General features: G+C 43.9%; 18 protein-coding genes and 3 pseudogenes. 10 read left to right on the top strand and 11 right to left on the bottom strand.

Annotation, left to right across the window (positions count from 1 at the left end):
- Positions 1–43 precede the first annotated feature (43 nt).
- Positions 44–460, bottom strand: a pseudogene (locus HC660_RS20560) (VOC family protein); the annotation flags it as partial.
- A gap of 119 nt (positions 461–579) precedes the next feature.
- Positions 580–1,944 carry a replicative DNA helicase gene (dnaB, locus tag HC660_RS20565; protein ID WP_010332602.1) on the bottom strand — a complete coding sequence of 455 codons (1,365 nt, stop codon included), beginning with the start codon at positions 1,942–1,944 and terminating at the stop codon, positions 580–582.
- Positions 1,945–2,114: 170 nt separating this feature from the next.
- Here dnaB and HC660_RS20570 point away from each other — a divergent pair, with 170 nt between their 5' ends.
- Complete coding sequence (locus HC660_RS20570; RefSeq protein ID WP_010332604.1) at positions 2,115–2,315, top strand: DUF2188 domain-containing protein; 201 nt, start codon at positions 2,115–2,117, stop codon at positions 2,313–2,315.
- Between the two features lie 50 nt (positions 2,316–2,365).
- Here HC660_RS20570 and HC660_RS20575 read toward each other — a convergent pair whose 3' ends face one another.
- Positions 2,366–2,569 (bottom strand): hypothetical protein, encoded by a 204-nt coding sequence (locus tag HC660_RS20575; RefSeq protein ID WP_010332605.1) that lies wholly within the window; start codon positions 2,567–2,569, stop codon positions 2,366–2,368.
- Positions 2,570–2,689: 120 nt separating this feature from the next.
- On the opposite strand from HC660_RS20575, the gene HC660_RS20580 reads away from it, so the two are divergent.
- The 3 genes and pseudogenes from HC660_RS20580 to HC660_RS20590 form a co-directional block, all read left to right on the top strand.
- Entirely contained in the window at positions 2,690–2,830 is a 141-nt protein-coding gene (locus tag HC660_RS20580; RefSeq protein ID WP_003242786.1) for a YycC family protein, read from the top strand.
- Positions 2,831–2,903: 73 nt separating this feature from the next.
- Positions 2,904–4,112: a CynX/NimT family MFS transporter gene (locus tag HC660_RS20585; RefSeq protein WP_168749271.1), complete on the top strand. Its 1,209-nt coding sequence runs from the start codon at positions 2,904–2,906 to the stop codon at positions 4,110–4,112.
- Positions 4,113–4,243: 131 nt separating this feature from the next.
- Positions 4,244–4,627, top strand: a pseudogene (locus HC660_RS20590) (mannosyltransferase YkcB-related protein); the annotation flags it as partial.
- A gap of 36 nt (positions 4,628–4,663) precedes the next feature.
- On the opposite strand, the gene rplI reads toward HC660_RS20590, so the two are convergent.
- The 4 genes from rplI to HC660_RS20610 all read right to left on the bottom strand — a co-directional run bounded on the left by rplI (position 4,664) and on the right by HC660_RS20610 (position 8,429).
- Positions 4,664–5,113 carry a 50S ribosomal protein L9 gene (rplI, locus tag HC660_RS20595; protein WP_010332608.1) on the bottom strand — a complete coding sequence of 150 codons (450 nt, stop codon included), beginning with the start codon at positions 5,111–5,113 and terminating at the stop codon, positions 4,664–4,666.
- On the bottom strand, positions 5,110–7,089 hold the full coding sequence (gene gdpP / locus HC660_RS20600) for a cyclic-di-AMP phosphodiesterase GdpP (protein WP_010332609.1): 1,980 nt from the start codon (positions 7,087–7,089) through the stop codon (positions 5,110–5,112). The genes rplI and gdpP overlap by 4 nt, the downstream gene beginning before the upstream one ends.
- A 36-nt stretch (positions 7,090–7,125) precedes the next feature.
- Complete coding sequence (locus tag HC660_RS20605; protein ID WP_168749273.1) at positions 7,126–8,055, bottom strand: YybS family protein; 930 nt, start codon at positions 8,053–8,055, stop codon at positions 7,126–7,128.
- A 224-nt stretch (positions 8,056–8,279) separates the two neighbouring features.
- Positions 8,280–8,429: a hypothetical protein gene (locus HC660_RS20610; protein WP_010332611.1), complete on the bottom strand. Its 150-nt coding sequence runs from the start codon at positions 8,427–8,429 to the stop codon at positions 8,280–8,282.
- Positions 8,430–8,573: 144 nt separating this feature from the next.
- Here HC660_RS20610 and HC660_RS20615 point away from each other — a divergent pair, with 144 nt between their 5' ends.
- Entirely contained in the window at positions 8,574–9,059 is a 486-nt protein-coding gene (locus HC660_RS20615) for a spore coat protein (protein WP_010332612.1), read from the top strand.
- 29 nt (positions 9,060–9,088) lie between these two features.
- Here the strand turns inward: HC660_RS20615 and HC660_RS20620 are convergent, their stop codons facing one another.
- Positions 9,089–9,466 (bottom strand): winged helix-turn-helix transcriptional regulator, encoded by a 378-nt coding sequence (locus HC660_RS20620; protein ID WP_010332613.1) that lies wholly within the window; start codon positions 9,464–9,466, stop codon positions 9,089–9,091.
- 209 nt (positions 9,467–9,675) lie between these two features.
- Between HC660_RS20620 and HC660_RS20625 the strand changes: the two genes are divergently transcribed.
- Positions 9,676–10,605: a manganese-dependent inorganic pyrophosphatase gene (locus HC660_RS20625; RefSeq protein ID WP_168749275.1), complete on the top strand. Its 930-nt coding sequence runs from the start codon at positions 9,676–9,678 to the stop codon at positions 10,603–10,605.
- Between the two features lie 33 nt (positions 10,606–10,638).
- Here the strand turns inward: HC660_RS20625 and HC660_RS20630 are convergent, their stop codons facing one another.
- Positions 10,639–11,088, bottom strand: coding sequence for a DUF6376 family protein (locus tag HC660_RS20630; RefSeq protein WP_010332615.1), 450 nt, complete (start codon positions 11,086–11,088; stop codon positions 10,639–10,641).
- A 436-nt stretch (positions 11,089–11,524) separates the two neighbouring features.
- Here HC660_RS20630 and HC660_RS20635 point away from each other — a divergent pair, with 436 nt between their 5' ends.
- Together HC660_RS20635 and HC660_RS21200 are read left to right on the top strand one after the other, a co-directional pair.
- Positions 11,525–12,835 (top strand): MFS transporter, encoded by a 1,311-nt coding sequence (locus HC660_RS20635; protein ID WP_168749532.1) that lies wholly within the window; start codon positions 11,525–11,527, stop codon positions 12,833–12,835.
- 48 nt (positions 12,836–12,883) lie between these two features.
- Positions 12,884–13,107, top strand: a pseudogene (locus HC660_RS21200) (MerR family transcriptional regulator); the annotation flags it as partial.
- A 33-nt stretch (positions 13,108–13,140) separates the two neighbouring features.
- On the opposite strand, the gene HC660_RS20640 reads toward HC660_RS21200, so the two are convergent.
- Both HC660_RS20640 and HC660_RS20645 read right to left on the bottom strand, forming a co-directional pair.
- Complete coding sequence (locus HC660_RS20640; protein ID WP_168749534.1) at positions 13,141–13,935, bottom strand: YybI family spore inner coat protein; 795 nt, start codon at positions 13,933–13,935, stop codon at positions 13,141–13,143.
- A 324-nt stretch (positions 13,936–14,259) separates the two neighbouring features.
- Positions 14,260–15,459, bottom strand: a complete 1,200-nt coding sequence (locus HC660_RS20645) for an MFS transporter (RefSeq protein WP_168749277.1) — start codon at positions 15,457–15,459, stop codon at positions 14,260–14,262.
- 189 nt (positions 15,460–15,648) lie between these two features.
- Between HC660_RS20645 and HC660_RS20650 the strand changes: the two genes are divergently transcribed.
- Both HC660_RS20650 and HC660_RS20655 read left to right on the top strand, forming a co-directional pair.
- Entirely contained in the window at positions 15,649–16,545 is an 897-nt protein-coding gene (locus tag HC660_RS20650; RefSeq protein ID WP_168749279.1) for a LysR family transcriptional regulator, read from the top strand.
- Positions 16,542–16,985 (top strand): GNAT family N-acetyltransferase, encoded by a 444-nt coding sequence (locus HC660_RS20655; RefSeq protein WP_168749281.1) that lies wholly within the window; start codon positions 16,542–16,544, stop codon positions 16,983–16,985. The genes HC660_RS20650 and HC660_RS20655 overlap by 4 nt, the downstream gene beginning before the upstream one ends.
- Positions 16,986–17,007 lie beyond the last annotated feature (22 nt).

Consider the following 17,007-nt stretch of genomic DNA (forward strand, 5'->3'; position numbering starts at 1 on the left):
AAAAGCTCATGAAACTTTCACCCTTTAGTGGGGGAAAGAATCGCTTGTCTGAAATCCCTTTTGTGTTCATGAACACGATTCGCCAGCCGTCTGGATCCTCTATTGTCACCCCTCCATGACTCCAGTACGGGTTCTCAGGTTCCGCCTCCTGATAGCCCATTCTTTTTAATTTTGCAGTGATGGCTTTGACTTCTTCTTCGTTCGGCACATAAAAGACGAGCAGGCTGTCTGGATGGGGCACGGGCGCTGTACTTTCCCCTTCATGCTGGGTGAATTCCAAGTGGTAATCGGTGTGGGGGAGGCCAAACATGACACCGTCATACCCATTATGCTGATGAAATTCACCAAGTCGTTTTAAGCCCAGCCCTTCTTCATAAAAACGAATGATCTGGTCAAGCCGGCCCGTATGTCTTGCTATCCGAATTTGTGCGGCATGAAATTGTGAAAAACGATTCCTCATTGTTACCCTCTCCTTTTTGCCTCATTTTATTAAACCGCTTTCATTTTCACATCCGCTAAGCGGCTGGTTTCTCTTCCGTCTTCTGGATGAAAAAAACCCCAAGAAGAAGCTCTTGGGGTTTACGCACCGGGCGGAACACCTGCGTCGTCAAAACGCCGTTCCAGGTTGACGAATTTATTGTATTCTTTTACGAACGCAAGAGACACGGTTCCTACCGGGCCGTTACGCTGTTTGGCAATAATGATTTCGATAATGTTTTTGTTCTCAGTTTCTTTGTCATAGTAGTCATCACGATAAAGGAACGCAACAATATCTGCATCCTGCTCAATACTTCCTGATTCACGGATATCAGACATCATCGGACGTTTATCCTGACGCTGCTCAACGCCACGCGAAAGCTGAGATAGCGCGATAACAGGGACTTGAAGCTCTCTGGCGATCGATTTCAGTTCACGGGAAATCTCTGATACTTCCTGCTGACGGTTATCTTTTGAACGTCCGCTTCCCTGAATCAATTGAAGGTAATCGATCAAAATCATGCCAAGACCGCTTTCCTGCTTCAAACGGCGGCATTTGGCACGGATTTCACTGACACGGATACCTGGTGTGTCATCGATATAAATTCCGCTGTTGGACAGGCTTCCCATCGCCATCGTCAGCTTGCCCCAATCCTCTTCTGTCAGATTTCCTGTACGAAGGTTTTGGGCATTGATATTTCCCTCGGCACAAAGCATACGCATAACGAGCTGCTCGGCACCCATCTCAAGACTGAAAATGGCTACACTCTCGTCGGTCTTCGTCGCTACGTTTTGCGCGATATTCAGGGCAAAGGCCGTTTTCCCTACTGACGGACGGGCAGCCACAATAATCAAGTCATTGCGCTGGAATCCGGCAGTCATCCGGTCAAGCTCAGAAAACCCTGTTGGAATCCCGGTAATATCGCCTTTTCGATTGTGAAGCTGTTCGATGTTGTCATACGTCTGAACAAGGACATCCTTGATATTTTGGAAGGCGCTTGTATTTTTGCGCTGCGCCACTTCCATAATCGTTTTTTCCGCTTCACTGAGTAAATCTTCAACCTCGTCCTCGCGGGTATATCCGTCCTGAGCGATTGTTGTCGCTGTTCTGATTAACCGGCGAAGAATTGATTTTTCCTCAACGATTTTTGCGTAATATTCTATGTTAGCCGCTGTCGGCACCGAGTTTGCGATATCAGTCAGATACGATATGCCTCCCACTTCTTCCAGCAGGTCCGTGTTGGCAAGCTCTGACGTCACCGTAACTAAATCAACCGGTTCACCACGGTCTCCGAGCACCAGCATCGCATTATAAATTTTTTGGTGGGACATTCTATAGAAATCATCTGGAATCAATACCTCTGAAGCCAGTGTTAAAGCAGACGGCTGTAAAAAAATAGCGCCTAACACGGCTTGTTCGGCTTCTATATTTTGCGGCGGCAGCCGATCATTCAGAAGGTCTGTCATGCTAAGCACCGTCCTCTCATTAAAAAATCTCCAAACTCCATTTTACCATTTATCCAGAAAAAAAATAGAAAAATTCTTTGTTTCCTATTTTTTTCAGTCAGCAGATTGGATAGTTTCGGACAGTGTCAGCCTGGGGAAAAAAACTGATAAAACTTGAGGGAGGAATAAATATGCTGAAGAAATACGCCGTAACACCCAACGTCGATGTGGACGGCTGGTTTATCACAGTGGATAATGTGGCGCCTACAGCTTTATACACCTCTAAAGACGCCGCAATTGAAAAAGCGAAGCAGGTAGCCAAAGAGAACAGCCCGGCAAAGCTTGTGATTTATGACCAGCATAAAAATGTGGAAGAGGAACTCTCTTTCTAACAAACTGAAAGCCTTCGCTGCCGCGGGGCTTTTTCAGCGGGTACGACACGCTATTCCATCCATTTGAATCCGGTACGCATCATGATATCCGCCGCCTTTTGATACAGCTCCCACTCTTCAAATGAAGCAAATTTCCCCATCAGCTCCTGAAGCTTATGCCGCAATGCGATATATTCTTCCAATGTGACAGCTCTCTCAGTGTCGATCTGATGCTCATACAGCATTTGTTTTAATAATGATAACGGTTTATTCATGATGAACCCTCCTTATCTCTTTTATAAGGGGCATTTTCGGAATGCACCATTCCTTTGTGATATCTTCTTACGTTTCACATCTGATTCTTGTACAATGGACAAAAGAGAGGAGGGATCTTTGTGAGACCTTTGCAAATTTCTGCTGAAACTGCACAAAAGCTTGCAGAGTCTTTGAATCTGCCGCTTGAACAGATCATGCATATGCCTCAGCATATCCTGCTTGCCAAAATGGCTGAATTGCAGAAAGAGGACAAATCATAAACCCGCACTCGCATACTTGCTTACATGTATCGGAATGATATTAAGTATATGTTAGAAAAGAGGAGTAACTGCTTTGCCACATCCACAAAATAAAAAAATCCAATCGTTTTGGCTGATTGCCGGTATTATCTTTATCGCGTTTAACTTAAGACCTGCAATCACTTCAGTTGGGCCGGTCATCAGCTCCATCAGGACAGAGCTGCACATGTCCAATGGGGCAGCCGGTTTTTTGACCGCACTGCCGCTGCTTTCGTTTGCCGTTCTTTCTCCGCTCGCGCCTAAGCTAGGACGTCGTCTTGGAAATGAGCGAACCTTATGGCTTGGTCTCCTGGTACTGTTTATCGGTGTTTTGATTCGCTCTGCCGGCTATACTGCCGCTTTGTTTTTCGGAACGGCACTTATCGGAATCGGAATTGCGATCGGAAACGTACTTTTGCCAAGCTTAATCAAACATAAATACCCTGAAAAGCCAGGGCTCATGATCAGCCTGTATACGACATCAATGAATATATTCGCTGCTTTAGCATCAGGTATCAGCGTACCTTTAGCGGCCCAGTTGGATGGCGGATGGAAACAGGGATTTCTCTTATGGGGAGGCTTGGCATGTCTAGCCTTGCTGATTTGGATACCCCAGCTTCGCCATCGGGATGTGTCTAACCAGACGCCGCAGCTTCAAACAAGTCCGATTTGGGCTTCCAAAATGGCATGGTTCGTCACCATCTTCATGGGTCTGCAATCCTTCTTATTTTACAGCAGTATCGCCTGGTTTCCTGAAATACTCCGTTCACACGGAATTGATACGTCAACCGCCGGATGGCTGGTATCACTCATGCAATTTGCGAGTCTGCCTTCCACTTTTCTGACACCAGTTTTAGCTGATCGCGTGAAACATCAGCGCGGGATCGTTGCAGCGCTGACCGCAGTCTATCTGATCGGTCTATGCGGATTATTAACAGGCGGCAGCCATGCTATGCTTGCCATCTGGATGGTGATTATCGGTATCGGACAAGGCTCCAGCATTAGTCTGGCACTTACTCTCATTGGGCTCCGCAGTGAAAATGCGTATCAGGCTGCAGCGCTGTCAGGCATGTCCCAGTCATTTGGCTACCTTCTTGCTGCCATCGGGCCGATCTTTGTCGGGTTTCTCTTTGACCAGACACATTCATGGACAATGCCGATTGTGCTACTTATTGCTGCTCTAATCGTCATGGGAACAGCAGGACTCGGGGCAGGACGCGATCGATACGTCCTTCAGACAGAGAGAAAGCGAAATTCAGCATAGAAAATGGGCGGGGAACTTGTCTCCGCCTCTTTTTTATGAAAAAAACTGCAAGACATTCTTTGAATCTTTATGGTTTATTCATAAGTTTTTCATATTTGTTATTTACAATAAGACATCATAAAGAGGTGAAAGAGGTTGATACCGGACTCTTGTCCTATCTGAGAAAGCATAATACCGGCGAAGAGTATCTATTTGCTACTTTGACAACCGTAACGGCTGCGCCATATATCATCAATACAGATGAATCTGTCATGGCACTCGGCGGCTTCAACGGCACAGATCCGATCCTGACTGTCTCTGATCTGAAAAAACTAGTCAAAGAGGGCAAAGTGAAATACTTCCTGCTGTCAGAAAAGAACTCAGGCAATACTGAACTCGTTTCTTGGATCAAGAAAAACGGCCAAGAAATATCTTCTGACAAGTACAGCAGTTCCTCGAGCAGCACAAGCAGCCAGCAAAGCATGAAAGGTGGACCTGACGGAGAAAGCCAGCAAACCCTTTATCTCGTAGAATAAAAAAAGAGGCTTGGATCAATCCAAGCCTCTTTTCTATTAAGCTTCTTCTTTCACATGTACCTTTAACACAGCCTGCACCTCAGGATGCAATTTCACAGGAACGTTTGTATAACCTAACGCACGAATGCCGTCCGGCAGTTCCAGCTTCCGCTTATCCACTTTAATGTTATGGTCTTTTTGAAGCTGTTCAGTAATTTGCTTACTTGTGACAGAGCCGAATAAACGGCCGCCTTCACCTGATTTCGCGCTGAGCTCAACAGTCAGTTTTTCTAATGTCTCTTTTAAGCTCTTTGCCTGTTCAAGCTCTGCGATGGCTTCTTTTTTCTCTTTTTGCTTTTGACCGTTTAGTACACTGATGTTTGACGCGTTCGCTTCAACCGCGAGGCCTTTTTTAATCAGAAAGTTATGCGCATAACCATCTGCTACGTTTTTCACTTCGCCTTTTTTTCCTTTTCCTTTTACATCTTGTAAGAAAATAACCTTCATCTTTGTACGCCTCCCTCAAAATACTCATCTATGGCGCCCTTCAGCCGCTCCAGTGCTTCTGTTACTGAAATGCCGGATAACTGAGTCGCCGCATTTGTTAAATGTCCTCCGCCTTCCAGCGCCTCCATGATGATCTGAACATTCACATCGCCAAGAGACCGCGCACTGATACAAACAGTTTGTTCATCACGTCTTGCTACCGCAAATGAAGCCTCAACCTCGCTCATCGACAGCAGAGAATCCGCAGCCTGCGCAATCAGCACTTGATCGAAATATTCATCCTCATTCTCAGGCAGAGATGCAATCGCGATGTTCTCTTTATAGAGGGCCGTATGCTGGATTAGCTTCGCTCGTTTAATATAGGAATCAACGGTTTCTTTGAGGAACTTCTGCACAAGCACCGTATCGGCGCCTTTTGCTCTTAAATATGAAGCCGCATCAAAGGTCCGCGAGCCAGTGCGGAGTGAAAAGCTCTTTGTATCCACTATTATACCAGCTAATAGGGCCGTTGCTTCAATCATATTGATTTTTAAGCGCTTCGGCTGATACTCAAGCAGCTCTGTCACCAATTCCGCTGTTGATGAAGCGTACGGCTCCATATAGACGAGCAGCGGGTCTCTGATAAATTCTTCGCCTCTGCGGTGATGGTCGATGACCACAATATGCTCAATTTTGTTTACCAGCCGTTCTTCTATAACAAGCGACGGCTTATGTGTATCCACGATGACAAGCAGCGTGTCGTCATTGGCAATTTCCATTGCTTCTTCAGGCGTGATGAACCTTGACCACAGCTCTTCATATTTTTTAATTTCCTCAATCAAGCGCTGCACACTTGAACCGATTTGGTTCGGATCAATCACAATAAATCCATCTTTGTTATTTGCCTGTGACACCTTTAATATCCCGATCGCCGCACCGATAGAATCCATATCGGGAAATTTGTGTCCCATGATAATCACATTGCTGCTTTCAGAAACAATTTCCTTTAAAGCATGAGAAATCACGCGGGCGCGCACCCTTGTTCGCTTCTCCATCGGGTTCGTTTTACCGCCGTAAAACTTCACTTTTCCGTTTGGCAGCTTAATGGCTACCTGGTCTCCGCCGCGGCCCAGTGCTAAGTCCAGACTGGATTGCGCCAAATCGCCAAGCTCCTTCAGCGATGAGACGGAAGCTCCGACACCGACGCTTAAGGTCAGCGCAACGCCGTCAAATGAGGTTTTTTCCCGTACCTCATCCAGAATCGAAAACTTCGAATTTTCAAGTTCGGTTAAAATATTCTCATTAAGCACAGCGATAAAACGTTCTGACGATGTCCTTTTTAGGAATATTCCATACTCCTGCGCCCAAGCGTTGAGCAAAGAGGTCACTTGGCTGTTCATCGTGCTTCTCGTCTGGTCGTCTAATCCTTGCGTCACATCATCGTAGTTATCAAGGAAAATATAGGCCAGCACAGTTCTTTCATTTTCATATTGCTTTTCTATCTGTATCTGTTCCGTCACATCGAAGAAATAAAGCAGACGCTCATCCCGTTTGATGACAACTTTAAATTTTCGGTCATTCAATGTAACCGTTTCCGATTCTACCTCTTGTTTGATGAGCGGCACAACGGATTCACAAGTATCATAAAGTGATCTCCCCACTAATGTACTTTCATTAAAGCAAGAAGAGAGAAACGGATTTGCCCATTCTATATAGTATTGATCATTAAAAAGCATGATGCCGATCGGCATTTCCATCAATGCCTCTTCCCCGACTTTTTTCAACCTGTAGGATAACGTAGAAATATAAGCGTCAATCTCTTTTCGAATAAGAGAATCCGCGCGTTTTATAAAAAACAGTATAACTGCAAGCAGCAACACTTCAACGGTTCCTATGATCCAGTTAAAATAAAAGCTGATGAGGATTGTAATGATTGACAAAGCAATCAATGCATAGATGGGATACCGAAACAACGGTTTTTCATAAAAGCTTGGCATTTCTATCACTCCCCACCATGTGAGTAAAACTCATTTTCACTTCACCTTATTCCTTATGTTAAAGCCCATGTCTATAACGCCTAAAATGCGAATGGCTGCCATAAAAATCGGTTGCAGCAGACCAAGAATGACTGCAATGACGGCCACTGCCTTTGGATATTTTTTCTTATGGCAATAGAAAAAGATAAATGATAAACCTTGGATAAAAATAAGAAATCCGAGTATAAACTCCCCATTTAAAGCGATAGAGTACAGCATTTTGCCTTTTTCTAAAGGCAGAAATGACAGCATGACAATCAACAAATACAGTACTACAACACTTTGCGGAAACTTCAACTCTCTAAAAGGCTTTAGACTAGGAATATCGGGGGAGAATCGCCTTAAGAGCGGCTTAGCGATAAGGTAACTGAGGAAAGAAAAAATGGCTCCTACCATCACGATAGCTGTTGGAAAAAGATATTGAACCGTACTCAATTGTTCTTCCATCAGTTTCATTTGTTTCTCAAGTTCTTCAGCATTACCCGATTGTTTCAAAACGGATTCAACGATATCGAGTGATTGCCGATATTGTGTCATTGCTTCATCAATGATATTGATACCCAAAAACTGAATGCTTATCACAAAATAGAACACGATACAAAGCATATAAATAAGGGCACCCGAAATAATAGCATGGCCGGGTTCTCTTTTTTTGAAAAAATGCCCCATGGCTATGCCCGCACAAGCTGACATAAAAGCTACAATCAGTCCGTTAAAGGACCCGACAATAAAGACAACAGGAAGACTGACAGCGCCCATCCATAATCCTAATTTCAATCCGTGTCTGATCGTATAAAGGATCATAGGCAGCGGCAGTGCAAATAACAGAATGGTTCCAATCAATGGAACATAAACGACCAGCAGTGTGATGATCGCAAACAAACTGATTAAAATAGCACCTTCCATTAATGCTCTTGTTTGTTTCACTTAGTCACCTCGTATCATACTGAACATACGAATAGAAAAGAGCAGCATAAACGACTGCTCTTTTTTTCATCGCCGCAACATGTTTTGCACCAATGTTTTCATATCATCTCTAAAATTACTTTTATATTTTAACATAAGTCCAAATCGCAAGTAAAATGACGCCAATGTTTCATGTGAAACATTGCAAACGAAAAGACATTCTTTAAAAGAATGCCCATCACTTCTTATTCTTTATCATCCATAAAACCAGAAGATTCTTTGTTTTTCTTCTTCGTTTTTCTGACATATACAAATATTAAAATTACAAGTAAAAGGGTTGTTGCTTGCAGAACGCCGCTGCTAAACAAGAAAAAGTTCTTTATCATGTCCCACATCGTGTTTCACCTCTTTTTGGATGTTCTCAACCCGTATCCTATATAAGGTGGATTCCCTTTTTAAAAACTTCAAAACATCATGAACAACATTGAACGTTGGGCATATGCTGATACAGAATCTGATTGATAAAGGAGATTTGTTACATGGATGAACGCAGAACGTTGGCTTGGCATGAAACATTAGAGATGCATGAGCTGGTTGCTTTTCAGTCAAACGGGCTCATTAAACTGAAGAAAATGATTAGAGAAGTTAGAGACCCTCAGCTCAGACAGCTTTATAGCGTTTCCATTCAGGCCGTTGAGCAGAATTTAAGAGAGCTTCTCCCATTCTTCCCTCAGGCGCCGATGCCTCGCGATGATGAAGAAGAAGAGCGTGCGGATAACCCATTTTTCAGCGGTGACCTGCTCGGCTTTGCCAAAACATCTGTCCGCAACTATGCTATCGCAATTACAGAAACAGCAACACCTCAATTAAGAACCGTACTTGTCAAACAGCTGAACGCTGCCATTAAGTTGCATGCGCAAGTTTATCAATACATGTATCAGCACGGATACTACCCATCTTACAACCTTTCTGACCTGTTAAAAAATGACGTCAGAAACGCCAATAAAGCCATTTCGATGAAATAAAAGAAGCAGCAAAGGCTCTCCCTTTGCTGCTACTTCTGCTGTTCTTTTAATAAACTGTTTGAACGACGCGCCTCCAGTGCTTCTCGGTTGGCGTCGCCCCATTCTTTCATTTGCAATACAATCGGCTCAAGCGTTCGCCCGAATTCTGTCAGAGAATATTCAACCTTGGGCGGCACCTGGTGATAAACTTCGCGATGAACAATGCCATCCGCTTCAAGCTCTCGAAGCTGCAGGGTCAGCATTCTTTGGGTAATACTCGGGCATATTTTGCGAAACTCATTAAACCGTTTCTTGCCATCTATCATGTGATAAAAAAGGATTCCTTTCCACTTTCCGCCAATGACATCTAGTGTAAATTCAACCGGACAGCCTTCTTTGTTTGGATAAATATTATTTTTTCGGCTCATGTTCGACCCTCCAATAGTACCTTTTTTGATACTACAGATCATTTTGCAACTGACCTACCCAGCATTTTACACACCTTTCCTCTTTCACTCAAAAAAAATGCTTTATATTCACATCAATTTTTAAGGGTTTGCATGATTACACCCGCAGCAAGACGTGTTAAACTATAAAAAGAATGTTTACACTACTTAAAAAAGGATAAGGAGTTATCATGGAAAAAATACTTATTTTCGGACACCAAAATCCAGACACAGATACGATCTGCTCTGCTATTGCTTACGCTGATTTAAAAAACAAACTCGGTTTCAACGCTGAGCCTGTCAGACTTGGACAAGTCAACGGCGAAACACAATACGCGCTTGATTACTTCAAACAAGAAAGCCCTCGTCTTGTAGAAACAGCTGCAAACGAAGTGAACGGCGTTATCCTTGTTGACCACAACGAACGCCAGCAAAGCATCAAGGATATTGAAGACGTTCAAGTTCTTGAAGTCATCGACCACCACCGAATCGCAAACTTCGAAACAGCTGAGCCGCTTTACTATCGTGCTGAGCCTGTCGGCTGTACTGCTACAATCTTAAACAAAATGTACAAAGAAAATAACGTAACAATCGAGAAAGAAATTGCCGGCCTTATGCTGTCTGCTATCATTTCTGACTCTCTGTTATTCAAATCTCCAACTTGCACGGACCAAGACGTAGCGGCAGCAAAAGAACTTGCGGAAATCGCTGGCGTAGATGCTGAAGAATACGGCTTAAACATGCTGAAAGCAGGCGCTGACCTAAGCAAAAAAACAGTTGAAGAGCTGATTTCTCTTGATGCAAAAGAATTCACACTCGGCAGCAAAAAAGTCGAAATCGCACAAGTCAACACAGTGGATATCGAAGATGTGAGAAAACGCCAAGCTGAGTTAGAAGCAGTGATTTCTAAAGTTGTGGCTGAGAAGAACCTTGATCTGTTCCTTCTTGTCATCACAGACATCTTAGAAAACGATTCACTTGCACTTGCAATCGGTAACGAAGCGGACAAAGTGGAAAAAGCATTCAACGTCACATTAGAAAACAACACAGCCCTTCTTAAAGGCGTTGTTTCTCGTAAAAAACAAGTCGTTCCTGTGTTAACAGACGTGATTGCAGAATAATAAAAAAGCATCCCGCTCCCGGGATGCTTTTTCTTATTCGCCAAGCTTTTCAATTTGCCCCATCACATCAGTAATTTGCTTAGCGTTTTGGACCAATTCGGATTGCTCCAATTCCTCAAGCGATACCTTTCCTTCTTCCACTTGCTGCAAGACGTCTTCCGCACTTTTTTGCAATGTGTCGTTATGCTCCTGTAGGGTGCTGTGAAGCTCCGCTGCGGCATCAGGCGGTGTTAATTCATTAAAATCAGCCGCTGCCTTTTGAATAGACTCAAGCTGTGTCTCTAGTTTTTCTTTCGCCTCAGTGTCATTTACAGCTTCCTCAGCCAATGCAGGCGCTTCCTCTGCAAACGTCTTCACCTTTTCCACATAAGCTGACGCTTCATTTGTATAATCCAGCCCGTCATTCACCTGATCCAGTATTCCGCATCCGCCTGCCCCTAAAAGACCCACGCCGGCCAAAACCGTCAGAACCATTTTCTTCATTGTTTGCCCCCTTATCGTTTCTTCTTCATTTTTTCTTTCAAGATCGGGATCAATTTCTCTTTCGCTAATGGCAGCCCCTTCTTCACCAATTCACGTTTCAGCCATTTCTTCAGCTTAGACATAGTGAATCTCCTCTCCCTTTTTTGATAAAAATGAAAAAACTCCACCGATTTGGTGAAGTTCAGAAACAAAAAGACCTTCACCAAATCAGATTTGGCAAAGGTCTCGCTAACAATCAAATTGCCAGCAAAGCCGAGGACACCTACTCCCGTAATGACGACTTTACTGTGAAAGCTACTCCCCTTTGGAGTGTTCATTTTTATTACTTTCATTCTAAAGCAATAGGCTTTTCCAGTCAAATTCCTGCTGCTCGTTTACATAAAAGATAGGTGTGGTATTTAAAATTTGAATGGTATTTACATCCGGAGATCATGCTATAACAGAGGAGGTTTTCATCATGAGTCAAGAGCGCGTGAAACGGCCCGGGCATACCAGGTGGTACATATCTTCGTTACTGAGCGGCATTATCATTCTTAATTATTTTGATCGAGTGGCCATTTCTGTCGCTGCCCCGGCGATACAAGATTCGTTTCACCTCACAGCAACTGAACTCGGCATTGTGTTTTCGATTTACACCTATTCGTATACACTGATGCAGCTGCCCGTCGGAAGTTTATTGGACAGGTTTGGCGTGGCCTGGGTCACTAGAATCGGAATGACGGTTTGGAGCTTTTTAACGATCATTCTCGCTTTTTTACAAGGAAAACTGCTCTTATATGTGTTCCGATTTCTCATTGGGCTGACGAGCGCATCGGCGTTCCCCGCCGCTTCCAAAGCAACCGCTCTATGGTTTCCCCCAAGCGAACGGGGTCTGGCGAACTCGCTGTTTGATTCAGCCGCCAAATTTTCAAACGTGATCGGTGCGCCGCTGGTCGCCTTTCTCGTCACAACATTTGACTGGCGGGTCGCCTTTTTAACAATCGGATGCATCAATGTGCTGTTTACCATCTTTTTCTGGCAATACTATGAGCAGCCCGAACGGCACAAACGCATTTCCAAAAGCGAATTAAACTATATTCAGAAACACAATACAATCACAACAGAACAAATCCCTTACAAAACGGGTCCGCTTTTAAAAAAGCTTTTCACTAATCGTAAAGTATGGGGCTTAATGATCGGATTTACAGGGTACGGCTATACATTCAACCTGCTGCTTACATGGCTTCCGACTTTCTTTAAGCATACATACGGAATGGATCTCATGTCATCCGGCTTATTCACCGCCGTGCCGTGGCTGATCTCTACCATTTCCGGCATTGTGGTCGGCGGCTGGCTCGTCGATTATCTTATCAAGAAAGGCTATTCCAACACCAAGGTGTATCGAACCGTAATTATTGTAGGGATGAGCTTTGGCTTTTTCTTTTTGGGCTCCATTCTGACCAATAATATAACCGTTGCGATTATCTGCATTTCAATCGGCCTCGCCGGCGTTTCTGCAACGGCTCCGGTCGGCTGGTCCATCTCCGCAGAACTGGCCCCGATTGGCTCCGTTTCCATGCTGAGTTCCATGGTAAACCTGGCAAATAACCTATTCGGAGGCATAATTGCCGCTTCACTCACGGGATATTTGTTTGATGTGACAGGTTCCTTTACGCTCAGCTTTCTGGTTGCCGGTTTTGTATTGCTGCTCGGACTGATTTTTTACGTGTTTGTGCTAGGGGATGTGAAAAGAATTAAGTTGGAGTAAAGAGTGCTTGTGTGAAAGCACTCTTTTCTTTGATCATAAAAAAAGAGCCGCCAGCCTGATTTTTTTAGAAGCGGTGTGACGTATCATGACCCTGCCGGACAAGAGCATGTCATGAACCATATTACGTTCCTGAATCAAAACAGACATCCGACCAGCAAAGAAGATTACGTAAAGCAAACGCGATTTTATGCAGGATGATTTTCATCGAGAAATGTTAGAAGATCAGCAAACCATTATCTTATTAACTGACCGTCGTTGCAGAACACCTATAGCGTGAGTCTTTGCCACTAACGCATTCTCTCTGCTCAAGTTGCGGCACCGCCAACAATCGATACATTCTGCCGGTCAACATCAAAATTCCGCCCGTTCCACTTCAATACGGTTTGAACATATCCCAACGAGTCGGCGTTATACCTTCCGGCGATCCGCTGATACGCCAGCAATTCGTATACGCCGTCTCTGTTGAAATCAACCGGATACAAGCCGGATAAAGGATTCACCCAGCCTTCTATCGGCGCTTTTAAAACACCCTGATTCGTATAGATCTCATTCAAATAGTCTCTGCCTTTGTAAGTAAGATCCAGTATATATTGGTCATGCTGGCGTTGACTGATCACGCTCGCTTTATATTGATTTTGATAGCTCACACTGTACTTGAATTCATCATTAAACGAATCAGAATTGAAAATCTGCCTGAACTGCCGGTTCATATAAGCAAACACATACGCATATATAGAGCCTCCACTTCCCCCGGTATCAATTACAACAGCCACATCTTCCGTTTTATTGCCTGTCACATCAGCCAGAAATAGTGAAGGATTGTACCCGATATTGTTATGAAGCTGAATTTGCCGTTCCTGATGTGTCTTGCCGTCACGTATCACCAAAGTGATATTTCTCCATAGCGGACTGCCTGACGTTTGATTGCCAGTAAGGAAGACTTCATCAGCGACTCCATCTCCCGTCACATCACCCCGCGCTGAAGTAATAATCGCGCGCGAGAAAACGGGCTGCCTATATCCATATGGATACTGGTAAAGCGTTGATTCTCCACCATGATAAACCCAATAAGGTGCCATTCTGCTGTTGTATGGATTCAATTGCATTCACCCTTTCCTATTCACCTTCATGAATCATGATATGCAGGAAAAGGACACAGCAGATCACATGCAGCCCGTCTTGTTTCAGAATGTCTAAGCACTATAAGCTACATTAATACGTGTTTATTTTCAAAAAGACATCGAAACGATCACGCTTATTAAATGCTTTTGAAAAACTGGACTGTCAATAAAGGAAATGACAGAATTTATTCAAGGCAGAAGTTTGGCCCTTGCTCATATATCGCCTATAAGTGAAGAATACCTATCTTCAGTCCAGAAAAAGATAAGCATTCTTTCTTGTCAGCGAAAAATAAAATAAATTAGTCATAGCGCGCTGCCCGACACCTTTTCACTCCTTGCCAGAAATACCGACAGCACGAAAGCAAACAGCAGCATGAACGTGATCATTCCGACGACACCCAGCCATTGAAAAGCAGACCAAAACACGCCGCCGACTGTTCCGCAAATACTTGAACCTGCATAATAAAAGAACAAATACAGCGATGAGGCCTGCGCTTTGTTGTGCAGGGCCCTCCGCCCAACCCAGCTGCTGGCGACTGAATGCCCTCCAAAGAATCCAAAGGTAAAAAGGGCAATCCCCAAAATTTTTACAGCTAATACGCCGTTTAACGTTAATAATGCACCTGCAGTAACGATAAAAATATTCATCATCAGTATTTTATGATACCCGTATTGATCGACCATTCTTCCAATAAAAGACGAGCTGAAAATCCCGACAATCATCACAATAAATATCCAGCTGACAATCGCTTTGTTAAAGGAATACGGCGGCGCTAACAGCACATACGCAATGTAGTTGAACAATGCAACATTGCTTCCGAGAAGCAAAAAACCAATGAGGAACAAGCTTAACAGTTTCCGGTCCTTCAAGTGACTGATTAAAGACATTCCCAACTGCCCGATCTCAAGTTTTCTCGGCGTAAAATGGGTCGATTGAGGCAAATTCATAAAAAATATCATACTCGCTATCAAACTAATCACACCAATTGACCCCATCGCTATATGCCAAGTAAAGTACTCACTCAAGAGCCCTGAAACAATCCTTCCAAAAACGGCGCCGATTGCGTTTCCGCTGATATACAGCCCCATCGCCGACCCAAGGCTTCCAGGTTCAATTTCTTCTCCAAGATAAGCCATCGCAATCGATGGGAGACCAGCGAGCGCAATCCCTTGAATGGTTCTTAATATGAGCAGCGTATGAAAATTCGGGCTGAAGGCCGATGCCAGACAGAGAACGGATGCGGCCAGCATGGATACAGCCATAATCGGCTTACGTCCCCATACCTCTGACAACGAGCCGAAAACAAGCATGCTGACAGCTAAGAGCATCGTTGTAACAGATAAAGAGAGACTCGCTGTTGTAGGTGTCACATGAAATTCTCGCGTGAACTCCTCCATGAGCGGCTGTACACAATACAGAATGGCAAATGTATTAAAACCTGCGGCAAAGAAAGCAAACGTAATTTTACGAAAAACTGGTGTGCCTTTTTGAATGTATGTCATCGGGACTTTATCTGCCCCTCACCATTTTGTTGAATACTGCACTCCATAAACATCCATCCTTTATTTTTTGCGATTTCAAACATCCTCGAGTCTGTTTATACATTTATCTTAGCACTGTGGATATATGTTGTATAATGCATAATAAATATCCATTTCATGCTTATATGTAATGTAGGAGGTGTTGATGATTTGGAATGGGAACAACTTGAATATTTTCAAACACTGGCCCGGATGCAGCACGTCACGAAGGCGGCGCATAGCCTGTCGATCACACAGCCTGCGCTTTCACGCTCAATCGCCAGACTCGAAAACCATGTAGGCGTCCCGCTATTCGACAGGCAAGGACGTTCGATTAAACTAAACAAATACGGAGAAATATTTTTAAGACACGTCCATGCCATGATGAAGGAATATACCGAAGGGAAAGAAGAAATCCAGGCTTTGTTGCAGCCTGACCAAGGTGAAGTGTCTCTCGGTTTTTTACATACATTAGGAACTACGCTGGTTCCCGATTTAATCGGCAGCTTTCAGCAGAAATATCCCGACATTACCTTCCAGCTGGAGCAAAACCATTCATATTGGCTGCTTGAACGATTAAAATCCGGAGATCTGGATCTCTGTCTCCTTGCCTCCATCAAACCTGAAAAGCTGATCCGATGGATACAATTATGGAGCGAAGAACTGTTTGTATTTGTGCCAAACAACCATCCGTTATCTCATCGCGAAAGCATTTCACTGACTGAAGTTGCGGATGAGCGTTTCATTTTATTGAAAAAAGGATATGCGCTGCGCATGACGGTTGATGAATTGTTTGAGAAAGCGGATATTCAACCGAACATTATGTTTGAGGGTGAAGAAGCAGCCACCGTAGCAGGTTTTGTGGCAGCCGGTCTTGGCATATCCATTCTGCCCGATCTGAAAGGGTTAGACCAAAGCAAAATCAAAAAAATTCGTGTCAGCTGGCCGGAATGTCAGCGCGTCATAGGAATCGCCTGGATAGAAGGCAGATTTTTATCCCCGGTGGCAGAGACCTTTAAACAGTATGTCATCAGCCATTTTTCTGATAAAGAGGAGGATCAATCATGAATGTGAAGAGAATAACGACAGAACATGATTTACATACAGCGTTTGACATCAGAAAGACAGTATTTGTTGAGGAACAAGGCTGTCCAGTTTCCGACGAGTTCGATGAGTTCGATACACTCCATGGAGATTGCCAGCATATTCTGGTTTACCATGAACATCAGCCGGTTGGCACAGCGCGTGTTCGTATCGTTGATCACGCAGGCAAACTGGAAAGAATCTGTATTCTGAAGCCCTATCGCAAATTCGGATTGGGGAAAGTGATTGTCGATGAGTTAGAGCGTATTGTGAAAGAAAAAAGGATTGATACATGTAAACTTTACGGTCAGACACAGGCAGCAGGCTTTTATGAAAAGCTCGGCTATCAGACAGCATCAGAAGAATTTATATTGGATGGCATTCCGCATGTGCTGATGACAAAAGGAGACGTTTCCGGACAATAAATTGTTCACAAATTTGTCACTT

The organism is Bacillus mojavensis (assembly GCF_012648005.1).
GTDB lineage: Bacteria > Bacillota > Bacilli > Bacillales > Bacillaceae > Bacillus > Bacillus mojavensis.

Excerpts from the sequence above, each read along its gene's own strand:
- HC660_RS20630 (WP_010332615.1), bottom strand. The coding sequence starts at position 11,088 with ATGAAGAAAATGGTTCTGACGGTTTTGGCCGGCGTGGGTCTTTTAGGG.
- HC660_RS20655 (WP_168749281.1), top strand. The coding sequence starts at position 16,542 with ATGAATGTGAAGAGAATAACGACAGAACATGATTTACATACAGCGTTT.
- HC660_RS20615 (WP_010332612.1), top strand. The coding sequence starts at position 8,574 with ATGGATGAACGCAGAACGTTGGCTTGGCATGAAACATTAGAGATGCAT.
- HC660_RS20620 (WP_010332613.1), bottom strand. The coding sequence starts at position 9,466 with ATGAGCCGAAAAAATAATATTTATCCAAACAAAGAAGGCTGTCCGGTT.
- rplI (WP_010332608.1), bottom strand. The coding sequence starts at position 5,113 with ATGAAGGTTATTTTCTTACAAGATGTAAAAGGAAAAGGAAAAAAAGGC.
- HC660_RS20570 (WP_010332604.1), top strand. The coding sequence starts at position 2,115 with ATGCTGAAGAAATACGCCGTAACACCCAACGTCGATGTGGACGGCTGG.
- gdpP (WP_010332609.1), bottom strand. The coding sequence starts at position 7,089 with ATGCCAAGCTTTTATGAAAAACCGTTGTTTCGGTATCCCATCTATGCA.
- HC660_RS20645 (WP_168749277.1), bottom strand. The coding sequence starts at position 15,459 with ATGACATACATTCAAAAAGGCACACCAGTTTTTCGTAAAATTACGTTT.
- HC660_RS20610 (WP_010332611.1), bottom strand. The coding sequence starts at position 8,429 with ATGTGGGACATGATAAAGAACTTTTTCTTGTTTAGCAGCGGCGTTCTG.
- HC660_RS20625 (WP_168749275.1), top strand. The coding sequence starts at position 9,676 with ATGGAAAAAATACTTATTTTCGGACACCAAAATCCAGACACAGATACG.
- HC660_RS20575 (WP_010332605.1), bottom strand. The coding sequence starts at position 2,569 with ATGAATAAACCGTTATCATTATTAAAACAAATGCTGTATGAGCATCAG.
- dnaB (WP_010332602.1), bottom strand. The coding sequence starts at position 1,944 with ATGACAGACCTTCTGAATGATCGGCTGCCGCCGCAAAATATAGAAGCC.